This is a genomic window from Lichenicola cladoniae (assembly GCF_013201075.1).
Taxonomy (GTDB): Bacteria; Pseudomonadota; Alphaproteobacteria; order Acetobacterales; family Acetobacteraceae; genus Lichenicola; species Lichenicola cladoniae.
Genome location: NZ_CP053708.1, coordinates 963,432 through 987,870 on the forward strand (window position 1 = coordinate 963,432; position 24,439 = coordinate 987,870).

The 24,439-nt window shown below is 63.0% G+C and carries 24 protein-coding genes; 13 read left to right on the forward strand and 11 right to left on the reverse strand.

Features of this window, described 5'->3' with window-relative positions; genetic code table 11:
- The first annotated feature begins 26 nt into the window (after positions 1 to 26).
- The 3 genes from HN018_RS04310 (at position 27) to HN018_RS04320 (ending at position 3,657) form a co-directional block, all read left to right on the forward strand.
- Positions 27 to 1,367 carry an MFS transporter gene (locus tag HN018_RS04310; RefSeq protein ID WP_171837487.1) on the forward strand — a complete coding sequence of 447 codons (1,341 nt, stop codon included), beginning with the start codon at positions 27 to 29 and terminating at the stop codon, positions 1,365 to 1,367.
- Entirely contained in the window at positions 1,364 to 2,659 is a 1,296-nt protein-coding gene (locus HN018_RS04315; protein WP_171837488.1) for an MFS transporter, read from the forward strand. Before HN018_RS04310 ends, HN018_RS04315 begins: the two co-directional genes overlap by 4 nt.
- A 65-nt stretch (positions 2,660 to 2,724) precedes the next feature.
- Positions 2,725 to 3,657, forward strand: a complete 933-nt coding sequence (locus HN018_RS04320; RefSeq protein WP_171837489.1) for a BKACE family enzyme — start codon at positions 2,725 to 2,727, stop codon at positions 3,655 to 3,657.
- Positions 3,658 to 3,868: 211 nt separating this feature from the next.
- On the opposite strand, the gene HN018_RS04325 is transcribed toward HN018_RS04320, so the two are convergent.
- A complete protein-coding gene (locus tag HN018_RS04325; protein WP_239479007.1) occupies positions 3,869 to 4,288 on the reverse strand; it encodes a gamma carbonic anhydrase family protein in 420 nt (139 codons plus the stop codon).
- Between the two features lie 244 nt (positions 4,289 to 4,532).
- Between HN018_RS04325 and HN018_RS04330 the strand changes: the two genes are divergently transcribed.
- The 5 genes from HN018_RS04330 to HN018_RS04350 all read left to right on the forward strand — a co-directional run bounded on the left by HN018_RS04330 (position 4,533) and on the right by HN018_RS04350 (position 9,537).
- Entirely contained in the window at positions 4,533 to 5,705 is a 1,173-nt protein-coding gene (locus HN018_RS04330; protein WP_171837491.1) for an acetyl-CoA C-acetyltransferase, read from the forward strand.
- A gap of 93 nt (positions 5,706 to 5,798) precedes the next feature.
- Complete coding sequence (locus tag HN018_RS04335) at positions 5,799 to 6,506, forward strand: CoA transferase subunit A (protein ID WP_171837492.1); 708 nt, start codon at positions 5,799 to 5,801, stop codon at positions 6,504 to 6,506.
- Complete coding sequence (locus HN018_RS04340) at positions 6,506 to 7,141, forward strand: 3-oxoacid CoA-transferase subunit B (protein ID WP_171837493.1); 636 nt, start codon at positions 6,506 to 6,508, stop codon at positions 7,139 to 7,141. Before HN018_RS04335 ends, HN018_RS04340 begins: the two co-directional genes overlap by 1 nt.
- 374 nt (positions 7,142 to 7,515) lie before the next feature.
- Positions 7,516 to 7,779 (forward strand): hypothetical protein, encoded by a 264-nt coding sequence (locus HN018_RS04345; RefSeq protein ID WP_171837494.1) that lies wholly within the window; start codon positions 7,516 to 7,518, stop codon positions 7,777 to 7,779.
- 315 nt (positions 7,780 to 8,094) lie between these two features.
- Positions 8,095 to 9,537 (forward strand): PQQ-dependent sugar dehydrogenase, encoded by a 1,443-nt coding sequence (locus tag HN018_RS04350; RefSeq protein ID WP_171837495.1) that lies wholly within the window; start codon positions 8,095 to 8,097, stop codon positions 9,535 to 9,537.
- A gap of 87 nt (positions 9,538 to 9,624) precedes the next feature.
- On the opposite strand, the gene HN018_RS04355 is transcribed toward HN018_RS04350, so the two are convergent.
- The 5 genes from HN018_RS04355 to HN018_RS04375 all read right to left on the reverse strand — a co-directional run bounded on the left by HN018_RS04355 (position 9,625) and on the right by HN018_RS04375 (position 15,026).
- Positions 9,625 to 10,590: an ABC transporter permease gene (locus HN018_RS04355; protein WP_171837496.1), complete on the reverse strand. Its 966-nt coding sequence runs from the start codon at positions 10,588 to 10,590 to the stop codon at positions 9,625 to 9,627.
- The gene (locus tag HN018_RS04360) at positions 10,587 to 11,570 is read right to left on the reverse strand and encodes an ABC transporter permease (protein WP_171837497.1); all 984 of its coding nucleotides are present in this window, start codon (positions 11,568 to 11,570) and stop codon (positions 10,587 to 10,589) included. The genes HN018_RS04355 and HN018_RS04360 overlap by 4 nt, the downstream gene beginning before the upstream one ends.
- The gene (locus HN018_RS04365) at positions 11,567 to 13,051 is read right to left on the reverse strand and encodes a sugar ABC transporter ATP-binding protein (RefSeq protein ID WP_171837498.1); all 1,485 of its coding nucleotides are present in this window, start codon (positions 13,049 to 13,051) and stop codon (positions 11,567 to 11,569) included. Before HN018_RS04365 ends, HN018_RS04360 begins: the two co-directional genes overlap by 4 nt.
- Positions 13,052 to 13,057: 6 nt before the next feature.
- Complete coding sequence (locus HN018_RS04370; RefSeq protein WP_171837499.1) at positions 13,058 to 14,077, reverse strand: ABC transporter substrate-binding protein; 1,020 nt, start codon at positions 14,075 to 14,077, stop codon at positions 13,058 to 13,060.
- Positions 14,078 to 14,297: 220 nt separating this feature from the next.
- Entirely contained in the window at positions 14,298 to 15,026 is a 729-nt protein-coding gene (locus tag HN018_RS04375; RefSeq protein ID WP_204259670.1) for a FadR/GntR family transcriptional regulator, read from the reverse strand.
- Positions 15,027 to 15,199: 173 nt separating this feature from the next.
- Here HN018_RS04375 and HN018_RS04380 point away from each other — a divergent pair, with 173 nt between their 5' ends.
- From HN018_RS04380 to eda, 5 genes are read left to right on the forward strand one after another with little or no spacing between them, the layout of a single operon-like run.
- Complete coding sequence (locus HN018_RS04380; protein ID WP_171837500.1) at positions 15,200 to 16,213, forward strand: zinc-binding alcohol dehydrogenase family protein; 1,014 nt, start codon at positions 15,200 to 15,202, stop codon at positions 16,211 to 16,213.
- Positions 16,210 to 17,349 (forward strand): mannitol dehydrogenase family protein, encoded by a 1,140-nt coding sequence (locus HN018_RS04385; protein WP_171837501.1) that lies wholly within the window; start codon positions 16,210 to 16,212, stop codon positions 17,347 to 17,349. Before HN018_RS04380 ends, HN018_RS04385 begins: the two co-directional genes overlap by 4 nt.
- Positions 17,342 to 17,560, forward strand: coding sequence for a hypothetical protein (locus HN018_RS04390; RefSeq protein WP_171837502.1), 219 nt, complete (start codon positions 17,342 to 17,344; stop codon positions 17,558 to 17,560). Before HN018_RS04385 ends, HN018_RS04390 begins: the two co-directional genes overlap by 8 nt.
- Positions 17,561 to 17,562: 2 nt before the next feature.
- Complete coding sequence (locus HN018_RS04395) at positions 17,563 to 18,483, forward strand: sugar kinase (RefSeq protein WP_171837503.1); 921 nt, start codon at positions 17,563 to 17,565, stop codon at positions 18,481 to 18,483.
- 13 nt (positions 18,484 to 18,496) lie between these two features.
- Complete coding sequence (eda, locus tag HN018_RS04400; RefSeq protein WP_204259671.1) at positions 18,497 to 19,135, forward strand: bifunctional 4-hydroxy-2-oxoglutarate aldolase/2-dehydro-3-deoxy-phosphogluconate aldolase; 639 nt, start codon at positions 18,497 to 18,499, stop codon at positions 19,133 to 19,135.
- A gap of 323 nt (positions 19,136 to 19,458) precedes the next feature.
- Here the strand turns inward: eda and HN018_RS04405 are convergent, their stop codons facing one another.
- The 5 genes from HN018_RS04405 to HN018_RS04425 all read right to left on the reverse strand — a co-directional run bounded on the left by HN018_RS04405 (position 19,459) and on the right by HN018_RS04425 (position 24,438).
- Positions 19,459 to 19,908, reverse strand: a complete 450-nt coding sequence (locus tag HN018_RS04405) for a TadE/TadG family type IV pilus assembly protein (RefSeq protein WP_171837504.1) — start codon at positions 19,906 to 19,908, stop codon at positions 19,459 to 19,461.
- A gap of 7 nt (positions 19,909 to 19,915) precedes the next feature.
- A complete protein-coding gene (locus tag HN018_RS04410) occupies positions 19,916 to 21,667 on the reverse strand; it encodes a TadG family pilus assembly protein (RefSeq protein WP_171837505.1) in 1,752 nt (583 codons plus the stop codon).
- A gap of 79 nt (positions 21,668 to 21,746) precedes the next feature.
- Positions 21,747 to 22,508 carry a tetratricopeptide repeat protein gene (locus tag HN018_RS04415; RefSeq protein ID WP_171837506.1) on the reverse strand — a complete coding sequence of 254 codons (762 nt, stop codon included), beginning with the start codon at positions 22,506 to 22,508 and terminating at the stop codon, positions 21,747 to 21,749.
- Between the two features lie 35 nt (positions 22,509 to 22,543).
- The gene (locus HN018_RS04420) at positions 22,544 to 23,482 is read right to left on the reverse strand and encodes a type II secretion system F family protein (RefSeq protein WP_171837507.1); all 939 of its coding nucleotides are present in this window, start codon (positions 23,480 to 23,482) and stop codon (positions 22,544 to 22,546) included.
- Entirely contained in the window at positions 23,479 to 24,438 is a 960-nt protein-coding gene (locus HN018_RS04425) for a type II secretion system F family protein (protein ID WP_171837508.1), read from the reverse strand. The genes HN018_RS04420 and HN018_RS04425 overlap by 4 nt, the downstream gene beginning before the upstream one ends.
- Position 24,439 lies beyond the last annotated feature (1 nt).

The window sequence follows — 24,439 nt, forward strand, 5'->3', positions numbered from 1 at the left end:
GCAAAGAGGCCGAACTGGGAATGTTTATGAACAATCGAACCAATCGCACCGGGCTCGGGGCGATACACCGGTATTCCTGGGTATCCCTGCTTGTCTGCTGGCTTATCTGGATCCTCAACGCCTATGACCGTGAGATCATCCTGCGGCTGGGCCCGACGATCTCGAAATATTTCGACCTGTCTCCGGCGGCCTGGGGCTCGCTGGTTTCGGTGGTGATGCTATCGCTCGCCGTCCTGGACATCCCGGGATCGATCTGGAGCGATCATTACGGGTCCGGCTGGAAACGCGCCCGGTTTCAGGTGCCGCTCGTCCTGGGCTACAGCGCGATCTCGTTCCTGTCCGGCTTTCGGGCGCTGAGCTTCAGCCTCACGAGCTTCGTAATGCTCCGTGTCGGCGTAAACCTCGGGGCGGGCTGGGGAGAACCTGTCGGCGTCAGCAATACTGCCGAATGGTGGCCAAAGGAACGACGCGGCTTCGCGCTGGGTGCCCACCATACGGGCTACCCGATCGGCGCCATGCTGAGCGGCATCGTCGCCAGTTTCGTGCTCACCACGTTTGGTGAAGCCCACTGGCGTTACGTGTTCTTCGTCGCATTCGTCCTGGCCGTGCCGCTGATGCTGTTCTGGGCGCGCTATTCGACCAAATCGCGCATAGATATTCTGTATGCGGACATTGCCGCCAAGGGCATGACCCCGCCGGTAGAAGACGGTGCCGGCACCGGCGCAAAGCCCAATGTATGGCACCTGCTCGGCGCCTGCTTCCGGACCCGCAACATCATGCTGACCGCGGGCAATACATTGCTGACCCAGATTGTCTACATGGGCATCAACATCGTGTTGCCGGCCTACCTCTACAACATCTCCGGGCTTTCTCTCGCTGGTGCCGCCGGCATGAGCGTCGTCTTCACGATCACCGGCATCCTTGGCCAGCTGATCTGGCCGAGCCTGTCGGACATCATCGGTCGTAAAGCGACGCTTGTGATCTGCGGCCTGTGGATGGCTGCCAGTGTCGGCGCTTTCTACTTTGCCGACACCATGACGCTGATCATCGTGATGCAGCTCCTGTTCGGGCTGGTCGCCAATGCGGTGTGGCCGATCTACTATGCCGCCGCGTCCGACGCAGCACCCGCACACGCGACCTCGACCGCCAATGGCATGATCACGACGGCCATGTTCATCGGCGGTGGTATCTCGCCGGTGTTGATGGGTCACCTGATAGCCTATGGCGGTGGCTGGAAGCTCGCCGGCGGCTATATGATCTGCTTCTTCCTCATGGCCGCCTGTGCCCTCGCCGGCGTGCTGTTGCAGCTGATGACCACACGGCCGGCCGCACCACGACCGGTCGCCATGTCGCGTCCTGGCGCATGAACGGCGTGGCGGGGGGCGGGGGAACTATCCCTCCGCGGGATCCCGAGACGCTGACGGCGCTCTGTCTACGTCGGCTGCTGCCGCTTCTGGTGGTCGCTTATGTCGTCAGCTTCGTCGATCGTACCAACATTGCGTTGGCAAAAAGCCATCTGCAAACCGATCTCGGCATTTCTGCCGCAGCCTATGGGTTGGGCGCCGGTCTGTTCTTCCTCACCTATGCCCTGACCGAAGTGCCGAGCAACATGGTGATGCACCGCGTCGGCGCCCGCCGGTGGATCACCCGCATCATGGTCAGCTGGGGTGTCATTTCAGGCTTGATGGCGGTGGTTCAGGGACCGACATCGTTCTACGTCCTGCGGATGCTGCTCGGCGTTGCGGAGGCCGGACTGTTTCCCGGCGTCATGCTCTATCTGACCTACTGGTTCGGTGCGGAACATCGCGCTCGTGCAAGCGGCTTGTTCCTGCTCGGTGTCTGTCTTGCCAATGTGATCAGTGGCCCTCTCGGCGGCGCGCTGCTCGAGATGAACGGGGTGCTCGGCCTGCGCGGGTGGCAGTGGCTTTTCATCCTGGAGGCAGTGCCGGCGTTGGTCGTGGCCGCTGTGATCTGGCGCAGATTGCCCGATCGTCCAAGGGATGCGCCCTGGCTGACAGCCGAAGAAGCTGCGGGGATCGAACGGCGGATCTCCAGGCAGCAACTCGAGGCCGCGCCATCGCACGAGGGCCTTGGTCGCGCACTCCTGGGGCCGCAGAGCTTGCTGACCATTGGCGTTTATTTCTGTCACCAGATTGCCATCTACACTGTCACCTTCTTCCTCCCTGGCATCATCGGCGGGTGGGGGCATCTGAGTCCGCTTTCCATCGGATCATTGACGGCACTGCCGTGGCTCGCCTCGACAGCCGGCGCCGTGTTCGCATTGCGTGGGCGTCGGACCCCGTTGCAGGCACGACGCGTCCTGGTCGCCGGCCTCCTGATCATGGCCTCCGGTATGCTCGTCGCGTCCGAGCGGCAGCCGGCTCTCGCGCTCCTCGGCTTCTGTATATCGGCGTCGATGTTCTTCGTGGTCCAGGCGTTGATCTTCACCTATCCTGCCTCGCGCCTGTCGGGCCCGCGGCTGGCCATAGGCTTGGCGTTTACGAATTCCTGCGGTTTGCTTGGCGGTTTTACGGGCCCCACTATCATGGGGCGGATCGAGCAGCAGACCGGAAGCGCCACCGGCGGCCTGATCGCGATGACCATCCTGCTCGTGGTCGCGGCTGGACTGGCGAGCCGCCTTCGGCCGGTCAGCACTTGACCTCGACCCAGCCGACACTCGATCGGCCAAGTTCCGCACTATCAGTTCATCTGAAAGAAACCAGCATGGCGAAAGCTCGCAAAGCAATCATCACCTGTGCCATCACCGGCGCGATCCACACGCCGTCGATGTCACCCTACCTGCCGGTGACACCGGAGCAGATCATCGACGAGGCGGTGCGTGCTGCCGATGCAGGCGCGGCGATCCTGCATATCCATGCGCGCGATCCGGCGACGGGCCGGCCCGACCAGTCGGTCGAGGCGTTCGGCCGTATCCTGCCGGAAGTCCGGAAGCGCTGCGATGCGGTGGTCAACATCACGACGGGCGGTAGCCCTTTCATGTCCGTGGCCGAGCGCGTGGAGCCGGCTCGCCATTTTCAGCCGGAACTTGCGTCGCTCAATATGGGATCGTTCAATTTCGGCCTGTTCCCGATGCTCGGCCGATACAAGGAGTTCAAGCACGAGTGGGAGCGTGAACACCTCGAAGGGTCCCGCAACCTGGTGTTTCGCAACAGCTTCTCCGAAATCGAGGAAGTGATCTCGCTGTGCGCCCCGGGAGGGACGCGGTTCGAGTTCGAATGCTACGATATCGGCCACCTTTATAATCTCGCGCATTTCGTCGAGCGCGGCCTGGTGAAGCCGCCTTTCTTCGTGCAGTCGGTTTTCGGCTTGCTGGGCGGCATCGGCGCCCATTACGAGGATGTCGTCATGATGCGCCGCACCGCTGACCGGCTGTTCGGGACGAACTATGCCTGGTCGGTGATCGGCGCCGGCTCCAGCCAGATGCGGGTCGGTACAATAGCGGCCGCACTGGGCGCAAATATTCGTGTCGGGCTCGAGGATTCGCTTTGGGCTGGCCCGGGCCGTCTTGCCACATCCAGCGCCGAGCAGGTCAAGAACGTGCGCTTGATCCTGGATGGGCTCGGCATGGAGGCGGCCACCCCGGAAGAGGCGCGTGCCGTCCTTGGCCTCAAAGGCGGCTCTGCTGTGAACTTCTGATTTCACGAACGGAGGGCGTCCCGTGGCCATGACCGTTGCTCATTTCAGCGCTGCTTCAGGTTGGCATGGAGCATGCAGACCCGCGGAGGATATCTGGCGGGGGCTCGGCCGTACTATTGCAGTCTGCTCTCGCTGACGAGCGCAACTTTACAAGGACGACCGGCAATGATTTGCGCACAATCCTGATCGACGACGTGTGTTGAGCTTCCTTTCAGTCCGAGAGATTCTGCGCCGGGATGACACTCAGGCCATCTCTGAAGCGTCGGCCGTTCTTGACATAGTGGAGAGACGAGAGCCGTATCCCGGCGATCTCGTCCACAGTCAGCGGCCTGACGACTTTCGCCGGCGCGCCCATGATCAGGTTTCCTGCGGGGAAGACCTTGTTCTCCGTGACCAGCGCATTGGCGCCCACCAGGCTGTTTTCGCCGATTTGGCTGCCATTGAGCAGTGTCGCACCCATGCCGATCAGGCTGTTGTCACCAATGACCGCGCCATGGACGATCGCGCGGTGGCCGATTGTGACACCCTGGCCGATCAACACCGGCCGGCCGGGATCCACATGGATGACCGCACCATCCTGGATATTGCTGCCGCTCCCGATATCGATCAGATCGTTATCGCCACGCAGCACGGCGCCGAACCAGATCGACACGTCGCGACCTATTGTGATGTTCCCGATCACTTGCGCATCCCCGGCAATGAAGCCGCTGGATCGATCCACAAAGACCGGTCTCAGATTATCCAGTGCATGAACCGGCATGGCCGCTCTCCTTCTGGCGGTAGGTCATCGTCATCTCGCTCTCGCCAGACATCGTTGATCATCAGTTACTGGTCCAGACAATGCCGTCCGACATGAGAAAATCAGTGGGAAGATCATGACAGAGATCGTTATCGTCAGCGCGGCGCGCACGCCGGTTGGAACATTCAACGGGGCGTTTGCCACGACACCGGCGCATCGGCTGGGGTCCATCGCCATAAGCGAGGCGCTCAGGCGCTCCGGCGTTGCACCGGAGGAAATCGACGAGGTCATTCTCGGGCAGGTTCTCTCGGCGGGCCAGGGCCAGAACCCGGCGCGTCAGGCGGCAATCGCAGCGGGGCTCCCGGTCGGGACAACAGCCTGGGGTGTCAATCAGCTTTGCGGCTCGGGTCTGCGGGCAGTCGCTCTCGGGATGCAGCAGATCGCCTCCGGCGACGCGCACATCATCGTGGCCGGTGGTCAGGAAAACATGACGCTGTCGCCGCACGCGGCCTATCTTCGGGCCGGCCAGAAGATCGGCGCGCTGTCCCTTGCGGACACCATGGTGACCGATGGCCTCTGGGATGCCTTCAACGACTATCACATGGGAACGACCGCTGAAAATATAGCTGCGCGCTGGGACGTCACCCGCGAACAACAGGATATTTTCGCAGTTGCATCACAGAACAAGGCCGAGGCCGCGCAGACGGAGGGTCGTTTCATCGAGGAGATTGCCCCGGTCCTTGTCTCGTCGCGCAAAGGCGATGTCACCGTCGAGCAGGACGAGCATATTCGAAAAGTTGCGACGGTAGACGGAATGAGCGGGCTCAAGCCGGCTTTCCAGAAGAACGGAACGGTTACCGCGGGAAACGCTTCGGGCATCAATGACGGGGCGGCCGCTCTGGTCCTGATGACCGCATCCCACGCCGCACAACGCGGCCTGACACCGATGGCGCGGATCGTATCATGGGCGACTGCCGGCGTGGATCCGGCGGTGATGGGAACCGGGCCGATACCGGCATCCCGCAAGGCGCTCGACAAGGCCGGATGGACCGTCGCGGATCTTGACCTAGTCGAGGCGAACGAAGCCTTCGCGGCGCAAGCCTGCGTGGTCAACCAAGAGATGGGCTGGGATCCGGCGATCGTCAACGTCAACGGCGGCGCGATCGCGTTGGGGCACCCGATCGGCGCGTCCGGTGCACGCGTTCTGGTAACTCTTCTCCACGAGATGCGCCGGCGCGATTCCAAGCGGGCCCTGGCCACCTTGTGCATTGGCGGTGGCATGGGCATCGCCATGACGCTGGAGCGGTAACGCGCGAGTTCAGACTGCAAACGGCTCGGTGATGTCGGCCCTGCTGGCCGGCAAGCCCGTCATCGGCCCGAGACAAGGCCAAGGAGGAACACGATGAAAAAGATCTATCCCGACGCCCAGGCTGCCCTGGAGGGCATACTGACCGACGGCATGTTGATTGCCGCCGGTGGCTTCGGCCTTTGCGGCATCCCGGAGCGGTTGATCGACGCGATCGAGCGGGCGGGTACGAAGAGGCTGCGGGTTGCCTCTAACAATGCCGGTATAGATGGCGCCGGTCTCGGCAAGCTGCTCCGGTCGCGCCAGATAGCGAAGATGATCAGTTCCTACGTCGGCGAGAACAAGGAATTCGAGCGGCAGTATCTCGCGGGAGAACTCGAGGTGGAGTTCTGTCCGCAGGGAACCCTTGCAGAGCGGATGCGCGCCGGCGGTGCCGGGATCCCCGGCTTCTACACGAAAACCGGTGTCGGGACGCTCGTAGCGGTCGGCAAGGAGCACAAGGTGTTCGGTGAGGATACGTTCATCCTGGAGCACGGGATCTTTGCCGATCTTGCGATCATCAAGGCCTGGAAGGCAGACGTTGCCGGTAACCTGGTGTTCCGCAAGACCGCCCGGAACTTCAACGTGCCGGCTGCCATGTGTGGGCGTATAACCGTCGCCGAGGTCGAGGAGATCGTCCCGGCGGGGGCACTCGACCCCGACGCGATCCATTTGCCGGGCATCTTCGTGCAGCGGATCGTCAATGGCAGCCCGTATGACAAGCAGATCGAGTTTCGAACCGTTCGTGCAAGGGAGGTCGCCTGATGCCCTGGACCCGCAACGAAATGGCAGCCCGCGCTGCGCGTGAGCTACAGGACGGCTTTACCGTCAATCTGGGGATCGGCATTCCGACGCTCCTGGCAAACCATATTCCGGCAGACGTGATGGTAACGCTGCAAAGTGAAAATGGCATGCTTGGGATTGGCCCGTTTCCGTACGAAGACGAAATCGATGCCGACCTGATCAACGCCGGGAAGCAGACCATCAGCGAGTTGCCGTCCTCGTCGTATTTCTCTTCGGCAGACAGCTTCGCGATGATTCGCGGCGGACACGTCGATCTGACCGTTCTCGGCGCTATGGAGGTAGCGGAAACCGGCGACATCGCGAACTGGATGATTCCGGGCAAGATGGTCAAGGGGATGGGGGGTGCCATGGACCTGGTTGCCGGTGTCAAGAAGGTCATAGTGGTCATGGAACATACGTCGAAAAACGGCGAGCTGAAGTTCATTCCGGCCTGTACGTTACCGCTAACCGGATTGAACGTCGTCGATATGATCGTGACCGATCTCTGTGTCTTCCAGCGTGACGATCACAAGAGCCTGTTTCGTCTCGTGGAGCTTGCGCCCGGCGTCACCGCCCAGCACGTAAGCGAGGCAACCACGGCACGGTATTTGTCTTGAGAGGACTGGGATAGCTGGGAGGCGCCATTGTTCGGCCTGTTTCCCAGTGTGCTCTCGTTCACCAGCTATTTACAGCGAGTGTCTTGAGCTTGCTCGTGCAGCGTCAAGTTTGAACGTCGGTGGCTGCTGTCTGCCGGAGGCACCGGATCGGCGACGCGAACTTCTGTACGTTGCGCTTGAGGTATGGCGGCATGGAGCGGGCGGACATACATGTCGTCCTACCTAGCGGCGGCCAGCATGCGCAGCACGCGCGTTCGGTTCAGGCCAAGCTCGCGTGCGATCGTGTCCGGTGTCAAGCTCTCAGCGCAGTAGGAGCAGGCGGCGCGGATCCCGATGCCGTGGTTCAGGGCGATTGTGAATCATAAGATATTGTCATGGAAAGCGTGCGCACCCAGCACTTCGGACGGATCGGCGTGATGCATGTGATAGAATTGGTTCATCAAAAGCTTCTACGACCGATCCAAAGTAAGTATCTGGAGATGACAGCTCATCAAGATAGTAACGAGCTATGGAAGGTGATGGATCAACCACATTACATAACACGTTCATATACCGGCATATTGGCATTACCCAACGTCGTTTACCACGTTGCCTTGGATGGCGGCATATGGAGACGGATCCAGCCGATGTCTGAATGAGCGTAAGAAGCAGTCTCAGAATCAAATCGCCTGGACTTCTGGTAGACCTGACAAAAACATGAGTAGATCAAGCTTTAGCCGTTCGAGCAGGCTTGAGCTGAGCTGGCTTGCACGGATGCCAGCGCTTCCCAGTTTCGGCAGAAACACGTGTCACGGAGGATAGCTAATTCTGATCATATTGGCGTAAGCGAGGCAGTATCCCTGATCGCCAAAAAACGCAGACCCGTTCTTGAGACTCGGTAACTCCTAGGAAAGGGCTATAGGAGGCCTGCGAAAGCATCTCAGATAGATGCGGTCCGATCCGGAGAGAAAAAGATGATGAGTCTCGCCCGCTGCTCTTCAACTGCCGTGATTAGTATCATCACGCTACTTTCCGGACATGGTCTCGCAAACTCAGCGCCGACGCCACTTTACGAGCCTTTACTCCCAAAGGCGACCTTTACGGGCGCGGTGATCGAGTTGGAGGACTTTGCGACTCTTCCAAAAGAGTCGAACGGTTCCCCGGCACGGGTCAATTTCCTTATGCCGGCCCCGGATAACACCACAGATCTCCTGGTTGTCGACCAGGGAGGGATCATCTATCGAGTTTCTGCCGATGGCTTCAAGGTCACGACCTACCTGGATCTCCGCGCCCAGAAGCTTTCTCTTGTCTCTTCGTCGAGCGAGGAAGGATTCGTGGGGTTGGCATTTCATCCGAATTTTTCAGGTGATCCGACCAAGCCAGGGTATGGCAAGTTCTACACGGCATTCAGTGCCTCGAAGACAAGTGGCACGCCCGACTTTCTTGCGAGCGACGCCGGCGATCATCATCAGGTGATCCGTGAGTGGACGGCGAGCGACCCGTATTCGCGTGCGTTCACGGGCACCTCGCGTGAAGTGCTGCGTGTAGGGAGATACGCCAGTAACCATAATGGCGGAGTCATCCGCTTCAATCCGAATGCGACGTTTGGCACTTACGATTACGGGAATCTTTACATCGGCTTCGGTGATGGCGGCGGTGAGAACGATCCACGCAATAATGGCCAGAACCTCACCACGCCGCTCGGCAAGATCCTCCGGATCAATCCGTTGGCAGGCGCCAATGGAGCGAAATATACGATCCCGAGCGACAACCCTTTTCGGAAGATTGCGTCGGCGGGACCGCTTATCTGGGCCTATGGCCTCCGGAACCCACAGCAGTTCAGCTGGGAGATCGGTGGTCAGGGGCGGATGTTCATCGACGATATCGGTCAGAACCAGGTCGAGGAAGTCAATCTTGGAGCCAGGGGTGCCAACTACGGTTGGTCCTTGCGCGAGGGAACATTTGCGACTGGCGTCGCTGTTGGTAGCCCGGGCGGCAAGAGAGACTATCTCGACTATCCGCTCCCTGCGGATGATGCCAAGAAAGGCTATGCCTATCCAATCGCGGAATACGATCATAGTGATGAAGCGCGTGATGGAAAGACAGTCGCAAGCGGCGTAGGAAGCGGGTTTATCTACCAGGGTTCGTTCGCCCCGAACTATCGCGGATTTTATGTATTCGGCGATTTTGTCCAAGGCAAGCTCTTCGCCATCAATGCGAATGGGCCGTTATCGGCCGCTATGGATCTGTATTCTCTTCAGTTTCTGTATCACGGTGTGTCCTACACCTCGCTAAGCACGTCGCCGATCGGCGAAAAGACCCGATCGGACTTTCGTATTGGTGAAGATCGAAACGGCGAGCTCTACGGCCTGCTGAAGGGGACCGGTGGGATCTATCGGTTCATTCTTCCGCGATAGATAAGGCGGTCGGGCCGAGATGCCTTGGGGACCCAGGGCTGGGTAGCCTCTGACATGTCGCCTTAGCTTACCTTACCTTACCTGCGCTCAGCGAAGCGCCGTACGTCCCCCGGCGACGACAATGACCGCAATGATGATCGCTCCGGTCATCACGTCCCGGCCGCCAGCGCCGAACCCGGACCCGTTGAGCAGCGTCACCACCATGAACAGGAACAGCGAAGCCCCCCATATGCCCGGAAGGTTCGCAGCGCCGCCGGCCACCGCAGTACCGCCGATCACCACGACAGCGATCGAGCTGAGGAGATACTCCGAGCCCATGTCGAGCGAGGAGCCACCGGTGAAGCCGGCCAGCAAGGTTCCACAGAGGCTGGCAAGCACCGCGCACAACACATAGGTCAGCAGTCGCACCCGGCCCACCGTGATGCCGGCCAGCCGTGCAGCCCGGATGTTCTGGCCGATCGCCAGGACGGACCGCCCAAACACCGTTCTATGCAGCATGACGCTTGCCAGGATGGTCAGGATGAGCGCGGCCACCGCCATCACCGGGACGCCCTCGATACGGGCGACGGTCATTGTCGCCAGGGCCGGCGGCGGCTTGATCTGTAGACCGCGGCCATAGCTGATCCCCAGCGACACCAGGACGAAGCTCGCGGAAAGCGTGGCGATGATCGGCGGGATCCGGAGCAGGCGGATCAGGGCGTAGTTGAAGAGCCCGATCAGGATACCGACCCCGGTCGCGGCTGCCAGGCCGAGCGCGATCCGGCTGTCTATGCCATCCATGACCTGCATCGCGACAGCACCGGACAGACCGATATTCGCCGGCAGGGAAAGATCGATATTTCCTGGGCCCAGCGTGATGACGAACATCTGGCCGATCCCCACCACCACGGTGAAGACCGAAAAGGCGAGGGCGGTGGACAGCATGCTGCCGGCGCCGCTGCCATGCGCGACCAGGATAGCGAGGAACCACGCCAGCGCCGCCATCAGGAACGACCAGATCCAGGGCCGTGTGTTCGCCTGTTTTACCAGCGCAGCAGGAGAAAGGCCGATCATCGCTCGCCCCTGTTCATGAGCGCCCGCAAGGCAAGGATCAGGATCAGGATGATCCCCTGTGCACCGACCTGCCATTCCTGCGGGATCCGGAACGAGGGATAGGCCGGTAGATGGAAGAAGTTGAGCGCCACGGCGGTAAGCTGCAGCGTCAGCGCGCCGAGGATCGCACCGATCGGCGAGACGCGTCCGCCTACGAATTCGGCGCCGCCGAGGATCGCTCCTGCAATGGACAGCAGGGTATAGCCGTTCGCCATGTTGGCGTCGGCCGAGGTGGAAATGCCGACGAGCGCCATGCCCGACAACACGCCGAACACCCCGGCAAGCGCATAGACGACCATCTTTGCCTTGAGCACGGACCAGCCCGCACGCTGCAGCGCCGCCGCGTTCCCGCCGACCCCGCGGAGCATCGTTCCATAGGAGCTGCGCATCAATCCGACATGGACCACGATGCCGACCACGATGGCGGCAACGATCGGGAAAGGCACATAGGGAACGCGAACCGAGATGAGGGCGTGGAGCCAGCTGGGCGCGGTGCCTCCCGGCGTCGGCCGGATCAGGATGGCCAGGCCGAGCCAGACGAAACTCATGCCGAGCGTAACCACGATCGACGGGACCCGGCGCAGGTGGATCAGCGCGCCGATCAGGGCGTAGGCGACGACAGAGGCGAGCAGGATGGCCCAGCCGATCGCCGGCTTCGTCGGCAGCCAGGTCGCGACGACGCATCCGGTAAAGCTCACGAACGCGCCGATCGACAAGTCGAGCTCGTTGACCGTGATGATCAGCATCTGCGCGATGGTCGCGAGGGCAACCGGGACGCCGAGGTTCAGCATCAGGTTGAAGCCGAAATAGCTGATCGCGTGCGGATTGAAATAGGCGATCGCGAGGATGACGAGCGCCAGCGATACCACCGGCAGCGCGCTGCGGCCAAGGCTGGCGGGTGTCCTGCCCAGGATCGTCAGGTTCGAGGCCTGCTCGCTCATGTGGCCTCCCGGAACGAAGCGTCGATCAGTTGCTGCTCGCTGAGGTCGCCTTGGGCAAAATCGGCGACGATCCGTCCATGGCGGAAAACATAGATATGGTCACAGTTTTCGAGCTCCTCGAGCTCGGTGGTGTACCACAGGAACGTCCGTCCTTCCGCGGCCTCGCTCCGGATCAGGTCGTACACGTCCATCTTTGTTCCGATATCGACCCCGCGCATGGGATCGTCCATCACGACGATACGCGCATCCGATCCCAGTGCCCGTGCGAACAGGGCTTTCTGCTGGTTTCCGCCGGACAATGACAGAATGGGATTGTTGAGATCGGGCGTCCGGATGCCGATGCGCGTCTTCCACAGGGTGGCCATCGCCAGCTCGCGATCCGGCGAGAGGAGCGGACCCTGCCGCAGGGCGGCCAGGGACCGAACCGTGATGTTCTGCGCGATCGACCAGAGCGGGAACACGCCGTCCCGCTGTCGATCCCCAGCCACCAGCGCCACGCTGGACGCGGCCTCGGTGCGCGTGGTCCGCCGTCCGGCCGCCTCGAACACCTCGACCAGGATTTCGGTCTGTCCATGGCCCGAGAACCCCGCCAGGCCGATGACCTCCCCCTCGCGGGCAACGACCGCCGTTTCGTCCCGCTGGAATTTCGGACGAGCGCGCACCATCACCGGCCCCTGGGCCCGGTCGGTGCTCGACGCCAGGGACTCCCTTGTCCGGGCATGGGCACTTCCCATCGCCTGCACGAGACGGCTCCGGTCGAAGCTGTCGGCCGGTGCATCCACAGAGACCTGACCATCGCGCATGACGATGATCCGATCGCAATTCTCCAGTATTTCCCCCAGGATGTGCGAGATCAGCACGACGCTGCCGCCGTCGCCGATGAACCGGCGGACGAAGCCGAGCAACTGCGAAGCGGTATTGGCATCGAGCGATGAAGTGGGCTCGTCCAGGATGACCAGCCTGGTGTTCGGAACCGTGAAGGCACGTGCGATTTCCACCATCTGACGCCGCCCGATCGAGAGATCGGAAATGATGGCGTCGGCGCTGATCCCATGATCTGGAAAGATCGCGTCGAGCTGCATACGGATCAGGTTGCCGAACCTGCGACGCCAGCCGAAGCCGCCGGTATGCCGGTGCATCATCCGCGTATTCTCGGTGACCGACAGGTTGGGGCAGAGCGACAGCTCCTGGAAGACGCAACGGATCCCGGCCTGCTGGGCCAGAGCGACCGTATAGCCTTTCAGGTCTGCCCCATCGAGGCTGATGGTGCCGCTGGTCGGGCGGAGCGTTCCGGCCAGCATGTGCATGAGGGTCGATTTGCCGGCGCCGTTATGGCCGACAAGTCCAAGACATTCCCCCCTGGATACCCGGAACTCGACACCGCCGAGAGCCCGGACCGATCCGAAACTCTTGGTGACGTTCGAGAGGTGGATGATGGCGTTTCCAGTTGGTGCCGGGGAAGCCACGACGGCGCCGTTCATGCGGAGCTATTTCGCCACGCTGGCCGAGATCGCCTTCACGGCATCCGCCTGGCTGTATTCGGTGTTGTAGACGCCGCCGACCGGCGCCGCAGCCAGCGCCGCGTCGAGATTGGCGTCCGTCACCGACAATGTCGGGAAGACGATGTCGTGCGGCACCTTCTTGCCGTCGAGGATCTGCTGCGCCACCCAGAACGCCAGGGTCACGCCGCCCGGCGCGATGCTTGCCGAAATGGTCGAATAGTTGCTGGCGGTTTTCTGCTGCTTCCACCAGGCGAGTTCGTCCTGGCGGTTGCCCATGATGATGATCGGCTCGGCGCGTCCTGCGGACTTGAATGCCTGTGCCGCGCCATAGCCGTCGCCGCCCTGGTCGACCACGCCGACGATCTCCGGGAGCGAGGACAGGACTGTTGCAACCGCCTTCTGGGCCGTCGCCTCGTCCCAGTTTCCGGTGACCGACGAGACGATCTTGAAGTTCGGATGTTGCTTGACCCCGGCTTCGATCCCCTGGTGGATCAGGTCGTCGATCGACGCCCCGGCAAGGCCGCGGATCTCGAGCAGGTTGCCGCCGTTCGGCAGCCGCTTGGCGAGGTAATCGACCTGCGCGCGGCCCATGCCGACATAATCGATACCCACCCGGTAGGCGCAGGGCTCGTCCACGGTGCCGTCGAAGGAAACGACGGTGATGCCTGCATCGCACGCGGCCTTCACCGCCCCGTTCAGCGCGGTCGGCGAGGCTGCATCGATGACGATGGCGTTGTAGCCCTGCAGGATGAGGTTCTGCAGCTGGGCCGCCTGGCTCGGCACTTCCTTGTCGGCGGTGGTGAATGAGTCGGCCGCAGCAACATGGCCTTCGCTGACGGCCTGCTTGGTGACCTTGTCCCAGCTCCGAAGCATCGCCTGGCGCCACGAATTGCCGGCGTAGTTGTTCGAAAGCGCGATCTTCTTGTCCGACGTGGCAGCATGTGCAGGCGGCGTTGCCAGAGCGACCGCCACCATGGCCGCCATCATGGGGAAACCGTTCTTCATTGGGCCGATCCTCTGGTTTTTGTCGTAACGCTGCATTGTTGCAGCTTGCCCAGGCCGATCGACCGCAGGATGGGATCGACCGTTTCCCTGTCAGGAAACCTGGTCAGATCGATGTAGCCAAGTCGTCAGCCGCTTGTCCAGTGGTCTGACCAGTTCGCCTGAAACCCTGGTGAGTGCCGGTCCGACTAAAAGCCGCCCCCAGGATCGACCGGCAACCTGCTCAGATGCCGAACCACCGCTCCGTCGACGCCTTCAGGTGCATTCGCATGGCCGCTTCGGCCAGCAAGGGATCGCGTGCTTCCAGCGCGAGTACGATCGCCTCGTGTTCGGCCACCGCCGCACGCCAGGTTTCGGCGGTCTCGGCGATACCGCGCAGCTTGGACGACAGCGGATTGTGGCGCTCATCGAACAATTCGCCGACGATCCGCGTCAGGATCGCGTTGCCGCATTGGGCAACCAGCAGCACGTGGAACTGTCTGTCCTGTTCGACCGAGCGCTGTCCGGCTTCACTCTGCGCGCCCATCACCTCGAGCGTCGTGCGCAACGCGCCGATCGTTTCCTTCGTCATCCTGGCGCTCGCCATCGCCGCGACCCCGCCCTCGATGGTGATGCGTGCCTGCATGATCTCCGCCGGGCTCTCGCCGAGCCAGCGTGGCGGCGCCTCGGTCCCCGCGATGTCGACCGAGACGTAGATCCCCGACCCCATGCGGACCTCGACCGTTCCGTCGATCTCCAGGGCTATGAGCGCTTCGCGCAGCGATGGCCGCGAAACGCCCAGCTGCTGCGCCAGTTCGCGTTCCGCAGGCAGGCGGGTCCCCGGCTGAAACTCGAAATCATGGATCATGGCGCGAACACGATCCGCGATCTGCTGGTAGAGCCGCCTGGGCTCGCCCGGTTTTATGAGTTCGACCATCGCGGCACCGCTAACACCGACCAGCCGTAAACGCATCGGTTATTACCGGCTACGCCGATCCCCGCGGTTGACTGGTAAGGCCAAAGCCTCTAGATGGCATATCTGGAACCGTGTGGTCAGGCCAGAAACCGCGGTGTGATCTGCCGATCATCCTCGATCAGGCAATGTCGAACCACCAGCCGGCTCCGAGCAGCAAACGAGAGCGCGTCATGCAGGTCATCTTGTGCGAGCAGCCGGGCACACTCCGGCTCGTCGAGCGGCCCGTCCCGGTTCCGGACCGGGACGACGTTCTGGTCCGGATCAGGCGGATCGGCGTCTGCGGAACCGATCTGCACATCTTTTCCGGCGACCAGCCTTATCTGTCCTACCCGCGCGTCATGGGCCACGAACTCGCAGGGATCGTGGAGACTGCTCCGGAGGATAGCGGCCTGCGCCCGTCGGACGTCGTCTTCATCGTGCCTTACCTGACGTGCGGGACCTGCCACGCATGCACGCACGGCAAGTCGAACTGCTGCAGCAGGATCCAGGTCTTGGGCGTGCATCGCGATGGTGGCATGGCCGAATTCCTGAGCGTGCCGAAGCGTTTCGTGCACAAGGCCGAGGGAATTACGCTCGACCAGGCCGCCATGATCGAGTTCCTGGCAATCGGCGCACACGCGGTTCGCCGGGCCCGGCCGGTGTCCGGCCAGCAGGTTCTGGTCGTCGGTGCCGGACCCATCGGCCTGGCCGTGGCGATCTTCGCGATCGAGACCGGGGCCTCGGTCGTCATGCTCGATCCACGGGCGGATCGCCTTGCCTTCGCCGCGGCGCACCTGGCCGTTTCCGCCACCGTGCAGGTCGGCCCCGACGACGAGGCGCGTCTGTCGTCCCTGAACGACGGGAACGGGTTCGACGTGGTGTTCGACGCGACCGGCAACGCCAAGGCGATGGAACGCGGGTTCGCGTTCATCGCGCATGGCGGAACCTATGTGCTGGTCTCGATCGTTGCCGGCGAGATCAAGTTCTCGGATCCCGAATTCCACAAGCGCGAGACCAGCCTGCTCGGAAGTCGCAATGCTACGCTCGAGGATTTTGCGCACGTGATGGCGTCGATGCGGGCGGGGACGATCCCGACAGGCGCGCTGTGCACGCACCGCCTGACCTTCCAGGACGCGGCCGGCAGCTTCGGGACGCTTCTCGATCCGGCCAACGGGGTCGTCAAGGCGCTGATCGAGATCCCATGAGTCCGGTCTCGTCGATCCTGCAGTTCGGCACCAGCCGCTTCCTGCAGGCGCATGTCGACCTGTTCGTCTCCGAGGCGCTCGATCGGGGAGAGGCGATCGGCACTATCGCTGTGGTGCAGACGACATCCAGCCCCTCCAGCGCTCGACGGATCGACGCCATGGCGCGCGGGGAGGGGTACCCGGTACGGATCCGCGGCATACGCGACGGGCAACGGATCGACGACGTGGTGGTGGTTCGCTCGGTCAGGCGGGCGCTGCAGGCGACCGCCGACTGGCGCGAGGTGCGACGGATCGCCGTCACGGAAGCGGACATCATCGTCTCGAACACCGGGGACCAGGGCTTCGCGCTGAACCCGGCCGATGGTCCGGACTGCGTCACGAACGAGACCGCTCCACCTGAAAGCTTTCCGGCAAAGCTGCTGGTCCTGCTGCATGCGCGCTGGACGGTGCGCCCGGAAGACCCACTATCGCTGTTTCCATGCGAACTGGTCAGCCGGAACGGCGAGCAACTCCAGGCCATCGTTGTCGGGCTTGCGGTGGTGTGGGGCCTGCCGGCCGGGTTCGTGACCTATCTCCGGACCCGCTGCATCTGGGCGAACAGTCTGGTCGATCGGATCGTCTCCGAACCGCTGGACCCGGTCGGCGCTGTGGCCGAGCCGTACGCCCTCTGGGCGATCGAGCGGCAGGACGGGCTGCTGCTGCCCTGCCGGCACCCGGCGATCGTCGTCACCGACGACCTCGGCCGGTATGAACGCCTGAAGCTTCATATCCTCAACCTGGGGCATACGATGCTGGCCGAGATGTGGCGGCAGACGAGTCCGGACGTGGATCTCACCGTCCTCGACGCCATGGGCCGGCCGGCGATGCGCACCGCACTCGAGGCGATCTGGAACGACGAGGTCATTCCCGTTTTTGCCCGGGACGGATTGGAAGACCAGGCGCGTGCCTACAGGGACGAGGTGCGCGAGCGGTTCCTGAATCCGTTCCTGGCCCACAGGCTCGCCGACATCGCCCAGAACCACCCGGAGAAGAAGCGCCGGCGACTGGCGCCCCTGATCGCTGCGGCCCAACACATGCAACCGCCCCTTGCCCAGACCCGCCTCCGCGCGGCGATGCAGGAAAACGATCATGCCTGACAGCAAGACCTGTCCGCAGCGCGCTCCTGCCGATATGATCGGCATGGCGTTCGAACCGCCGAGGAGCGGCGACATGGTGACTGTGCACGAGGCGATCGTGAGCGGACGCAAGCTGGCGATCGCAAAACTTGGGACCGAGCGGGTAGCGCAAGCGATGCTCCATGTCGGCAAGACCTGCGAGCCCACCGCATTCAGCGCCGCGGCGATCTAGCCGTGCTGGTCGCTATCGGGGAATGCATGGTCGAGATCGCGCCTGCAGGAGATGGTAACTACAAGTTTGGTTACGCTGGGGATACGTTCAATGCAGCCTGGGCCTGCAGAATGCTATCGCCAGCCGACGATGCGGTTCGCTATGCGACGGCGATCGGAACCGACTGGATTTCCGATCAGCTCCTGGAATTCATGGCGGGATCTGGACTTGATCTGTCATCGGTCACACGAAACCCGGCCAGATCCGTGGGTCTCTACGCCATCAAGCTCGAAGACGGGGAGCGGAGTTTCGCATACTGGCGTTCCGGGTCCGCAGCGACGGCTCTCGCCGATGATCCCGGCCTCCTCGAATCATCGTTGCGCGGTGCGAACCAGGCGCTGTTCTCCGGCATAACGTTGGCAATTCTTCCGCAGGACGGGCGGGACAATCTTTATCGGGCGTTATCGAAGGCGCGGGACAACGGCACCAGGATCATCCTGGATCCTAACTATCGTGCGAGGCTCTGGCCATCTGCGGACACGGCGCGAGCGGAGCTGACCAGGTTCTCGAGGATCGCCAACTGCGTCCTTCCCAGTTTTTCGGACGAGGCGGACCTGTTCGGGGACACGAGTCCGGAGATGACGGCAGACCGGTTCACCGATCTCGGTGTCGACGAGGTCATCGTCAAGGATGGTCCGGCGCCTGCGTTGTGCGCGTGGGATGGGCACCGGGCGTTCGTGCCGTCCATCACGGTCGACACCGTTGTCGATACGACCGGGGCCGGCGACGCGTTCAACGGAGCATATTTGGCAGCGCGGTCCCAGGGTGCGGTCCCATCGGCGGCGGCGGCGTTCGCGCATGAAGTTGCCGCGATTTCGGTGCAGACCCGGGGAGCGCTGATCCCGCGGGATACGCGGCAGCGTATTACCTCGCAGCCGCAGTAGGAGTGCCACAGCGATGAATCCCATGGATGCACTGATTGCGAGCAGGACGGTGATACCCGTACTGACGATCTCACGCGCTTCCGACGCTGTACTTCTCGCGAGAGCGTTGGTCAGGGGCGGCATACACATCCTGGAGGTCACGCTGCGGACACCGGCCGCCGCCGAAGCCGTGGCGCTCATCCAGGCCGAGGTGCCCGAAGCGACCGTCGCCCTCGGCACGGTCATGACCGAGGCGGACGTCGCCCTGGCTCACAGATTGAACGTCGGCCTGAGCTTCAGCCCGGGGGCGACGCCTGCGCTGCTGAAGGCAGCCCGCGATGCGCGGATAACCCTGATCCCGGGTATCCAGACCGCGTCGGATCTGATGATGGCCGCGGAACTCGGCTACCATGTCGTCAAGTTCTTTCCCGCCATGCCTGCCGGTGGGCTGGCGGCGCTGAAGGCCTTGGCCGCTCCATTCCCGCAAACGCGGTTCTGCCCGACCGGCGGGATCGACGAGTTCTCGGCGACGCAGTGGCTCGCCTTGCCTTGCGTCTTTGCGGTCGGTGGTTCCTGGCTGGCAACGCCGCAGGATATCGAGCAGGGCAACTGGGCCGCCATCGAGCAGAAGGCAGGGCGGATCAAGAACCTCCTGTCCTCGCGCGCGCTGTAGTCGATCAAGTCGTCACTAACGGAATCAACCAGAGGGTCTTTTTTCCAGCACGTGCCATGGGAGTAACGGGGCCTCCACTCATGCAACGCGAACGTTATGAGTACAGACACCTGACGAACGGAGTTATCGGAGTGTGAAGCGACAAGCGCACCGATAAGCAAATCGGCCGCTTCAGAACGGCCCTGCAGGCACTATTTGGAGCCCAGGAAAAGCTTACAGCGCGCATCGTTTCGCCTGCCAATAGAGGCCGGCGCATCCGTTAAGGAACCACTTGGCGCAGCCGGCTTATGAGACCGGCCGTCCCATGCGTCTGTCCGGAGCTGTCAGTAGCCACCGGTCGAGATCGAGACGGTCACTGTGCTCGTCGGGAACGCGGTCGGCACCGCCACGAGTGTCGTCGACATGGAACCCAGGCTGTAGGTCACGGTAACGCTGAACAGTGCCGATGCAGGTGCTCCGGTTCCAGCCGGCGCCGCAGTCGCCGTCACCCCGCTGATGGCCAGGAATGGTGAGTAGTTCGTCATCACGCTGTTGACGGCGGTGAGCGCGAGACTGCTGCGCTCGGTTGCCGTCAGTCCGGCGACCGAGGCCCGCGCACCTTCCTGAGCGGCCGCCGAGACCGCGATCTCGGCCATGAAAAACTGCCCCCATGCGAGCATGCCAAGCACGAGCGCGAACAGGACTGGTGCGACGATAGCGAACTCGACCGCAGCCACGCCGCGTGTGTCGAAACGCGTCCAGATCCGCTGCCCGCTGCGAAGCAATGCGATCATTATCCCCTCACTCCACGAGAACCGGAACGCCGCAGCGGACCCCGGGTACCGTTACATCCATCGACCCCAGCTTGATGCCAAGCGCCGCTAACAGCTCGGCGATGATCGTGTTGAGCACTCCGGGCGGGGTGGGCACCGTCAGGAGCGGCGTCAGCCCAGCCAGCAGGTTTGCCTGCGTCGGCAGCAGCGTATTCCCGCTGATCTGCATGTTGGCAAACAGGGAAGTGTTCAGTGCGCCGCTTGTCGAATTGACGGTCTGATACGCCGGTGGCTTGGCCTGGATCTGCGCCTGAGTGAAGGTCAGGTTGGCGCTGCCCTGCAGGTCCGTGTCCGGCCCGGAAAGAACATTGAGATTGAGTGGGACCACGCCCGCAACAGTAACCAAATTCGCAGGCGTCGGTGTGACCGGCTGTGAGAAATTGGCGAATGCCGCCGGCGTGACAGTGCCGATCCAGGCCGTGGCGAGGCCGGTCTGCGCCGCCACGGTGACAGTCGCGTCCGTCGGAGGGTTGGCACCGCACGATATTGCCGACAGGGTCGCTTGTCCGCTCGCAGCTTCGATATAGATCGGCACCTGGAGCGTCACGGGTAGAAGATTAAGAATGCCCAGGTTGACGCCGGCAAGCGACACCGTGATGTAAAGTCGAACCTGCGACGTCCGGACGGTCGACCCGACCGGGCTGAAGGTCAGATACGGAGTGCTTTGCGCCGGCTGTCCGACGATCATCTTGATGCTGACGACGCCGATATTTGTGGGAAGGGTGAGGCTGGGCACCAGGGAAACTGTGCTTGAGCCGCCGGACAACTGCGCCGCGGCCGTGACCAGGCTGTAGAGGTTGATGGTTCCGGCGAGCGCCGATGAGGGCAGGGCGCTGCCGATCGACTGGTTCGTGTAGGCGGCCAAACCGATCAGGCTCGCCAGCGGGATCGGCACCGAGGTGGAAACCGGTAACGCCGCCAGCGCCGCGATCGCGGTGGCGCTGACGGTTCCGGAGGTCGTCGCGGCCGATAACACGGCCTGGATGATCTGACCGGCGGTAAGCGAGGCGGTCGCCAACTGTCCATAGGTGCCCGTCGTCAGTCCGGCCTTGGTGGCCAGTGCCGGCAACAACGACGCCGCCGACACATTGGCCGAAGCCAGCCCCTGATAGGAGACGAGCGTCAGGTTCAACGACGTACCGAGGAAACTGCCGAGCACGGCGTTCAGGATCTGCGCCTGATTGCTATCAATGCCGATTAGCGTGGTGCCGGCGGTAAGCCCGGCCAGGTCGATCCGCGTCGCGGTGGACGACGCACCGAGAGCCATGGTGGAGGCGCTCGTGAACACACCGCCGAATATGACCGGCGACGTTCCCTGAGCGAAGACATGAACCGCGTTGACTGGAAGAGCCGTCGTGCTGAAGCGTGAGCCCACGACCCTCTTTGAGTCGTAGTTCCCGATACTGGTCGTGGACGTTGCGACCCCGGCCGGAAAACCGTTTCCGGCAAGGGCGTTCATAGCCGATTGGGTAGCGGCCGCGGTGTTCACCTGGCTTGTAGCCCCGGGCGACACCGAAAAGCTCGCCGACAGGGCGGCCATGTCGCTGGCGCCCTGAAGCTGGGAATGGCGGGAAAATGCGAGACCGAGGTCGATCGACATCGCCGCCATGCCGACCATCATCGTCAGGCAGAGACCGGCGATAATGGCAACCACGCCGCGACGGTCGCGAAGCAGCGAACGAGCCTGAATTCTTTTCATGCTGCGGCAGAACTTGGCCATGTGTCGACGATCTGACAGGAACGCCTAGTTTACCGGCCTCGTGTTAATCCAGCATTAATCCTGATCATGGTCTCGTCGTTCAGGAGCCAGGAACCGCCTGCATTGTTCCCAATGCGCGCAGTGCCCGGATGCTGTCGTCCAGCCGGTTTTCCGGTACGTCCCGGCGTAGCACGGCGCGAGCGGCATTTTCCTGACCGGAAAGCAGGAGCGCGGTGGCCAGGTCCTCCCGGGACCGCGGTGTCGCCGCCGATCCCTCTGCCAGTGGCCGGATCAACGCGGCACCTTCCTGTGCATGGCCGGACACTGCCAGGGACAGCCCGAGATTGACCTGGGCAGCGCTCAAATCCGGCTGCGCGTTCAGCGCCTTGCGATAGTTCACCTGCGCGGCCGCGTGCTGGCCGAGCAGGTCCTCGGCGATCCCGAGATCGTTCAGGGCTGCCGGATCGTCGCGATGCGTCTCCACGACCTTCCCGAACCACTCCGCCGCCTCGGTCGGATTGGATCGCAAGGCGAGTCGGCCCATGCCCATCTCCGCCCCGGTCGAATGCGGCTGCAGGCTGAGTGCCCGATGGTAACTGCCTTTCGCTTCGAACGGGTTGCCCATCGCGGCATAGGCATCTCCCTGCCGCACCCAGGCAGCTTCACTGGAGGGATTCTTAGCAATCATGGTCTGGGCGATGCGCAGCGCGAATTCCGGGGCGCCATTGGCCAGTGCGGTGTCGACCACCCCGAGCGACGGTGTATCGCGCATCGGCGCCACCGGTGCACACCCATCCAGACCCAGGATCCCGGCCATGGCCAAGGCTCCCGGCACGATCCTGACGAAGCGTCGGCCCGTCATGTCCAGTCGCCGAAACAATAGTACGACTCCCACGGTCAGTGGTGGAAATGCTGCAGGACCTGGATCATGGCAGGTCCTCCGACGATGAGAAATACGCATGGCAGGATGAAAACGATCATCGGGATCGTCAGCAACGTCGGCAACCGGGCGGCCCGCTCCTCGAACCGCAGCAGCATCTCGCCGCGCATCTCGACCGACAAGGTGCGAAGCGCCTGGATAAGCGGTGTCCCGTGATGCAGCGACTGGATCATGGTCGCGGCCAGGCGCTTGAGGCCGGATACGCCGGAGCGCGTGCCCATGTTCTGCAGCGCGATCCGCGACTCCGACATCATCTGCAGTTCCTGCACCGTGCGCATCAACTCGTCCGCCAGTGCCGGATGCACCGGTGCGAGCTCGTTGCTCACCCGCAGCAAGGCCGGTTCCGTCGCCAGCCCGGCCTCGGCACAGATCACCATCATATCGAGCGCGTCGCCAAGACCGGCTTCCAGCGTCCGGACATACGCATTGCGGCGCCGGCGGATAAAATAGTCGGGCAGCAGCAGGCCGATGACGAAGCTGGCCAGGACCAGGCAAATCCTGACAATGCCCGGTACCGGCAGCCTGGGGACCAGCAGGGCGGCGAGTGCCGGCAGGGCAAGAGCGGCGATGACCTTGCTGGCGATGAAGAAGCCGAGAGCCCTGCTGGACACGATGCCGGCAGAGGCCAGGGTCTGCTCCAGCTCGCGCACCGTCCGGGCGGAGAGCAGGCCGCTTCCGGCAAAACGACTGCCCAGATCGCCGATCATCCCGAGCATCCTGCGGCGCTTGCGCGTCGCCACCTGCGCCGCGATTTCGCCCCGGGCCAGGCGGCCGCGTAATGTCAGCCGGTCTGATTGCCGGTTGGTCGTCAGCAACAGGACGATCGACGCGACCGCCAATATCAGCATGAAGAAGACGGGTAGAAGCACGAGACCTTGGGCGAGAAGCTGGTTCAACTCAGGCTCTTTCGGATCAACGTGCGCATGCAGAATTGGCCGATCCCGAGAAGCGCCAGGGCCACGCCGAACACCTTGTGGCCGCTGGAGGTGTTGAGCAGCAGCATGATATAGGCCGGGCTGATCAGGAGAAGCGCGAAGAAGGTGAACACCGGCAATATTGTCAGCACCAGGGCGCTCATGCGCGCTTCGGCCGCCAGCGCGTAGCCTTTGGCGCGTGCATAGACCCGCTGCCTGATCACGTCTGCGAGGTTTTCCAGTGTCGTGGCAAGGCCGCCGCCGGTCTGGTTCTGCAGGGTCAGCGCGGCGGCGAAGAAGCGATATTCCGGCAACCGGTTGCGCTCGGCCAGATCGATCATCGCCTCGTCGATTGGTTTGCCGATGGACAGGGCGTCCGCGAGCTTGGCGAACTCGCCCGCCGTCGGCTGGGGCGAATCTTTGGCAACCCCCTGGACTGCCTGGCTGACCGGAATGCCGATCCGTACCGCGCGCACGATCATCGCGAGTGCATCGGGGAACTGGTTGAACAGGGCGCGCATGTGCCGGCGATCGGACCAGCCGAACACGCTCCGGCTGACGATGAGCCACAGCACCGGCCACAGCAGGATACCCCACGACCCCACGATCATATCGACGACGAAAATCAGGGCCCGGGCCACGACCAGCGACACCGTCAGCAGGATGGGCCAGGCGACCGGGAGATGAGCGGTCCGCGACCGATCGATGCCGAACGCACTCAGTATCAACGTCGCCGGGGATCGGTCGGTCGCCGGCCGCGCCGCCAGCATCAGGGACGGCAAGGCTCGGTTGCGCGGGCGCGAGTGCGGATCGAGAACAGCGACGAAGCGCGTCTGCAGCCGGTCGCGCCGGGCCTGGTGCTGCATGACGAACAGCGCCGACAGGGCGAGGCCGCTCAGGCAGACGCAGGACAGCAGGCCGAGAACGGCGAGGTTCAAC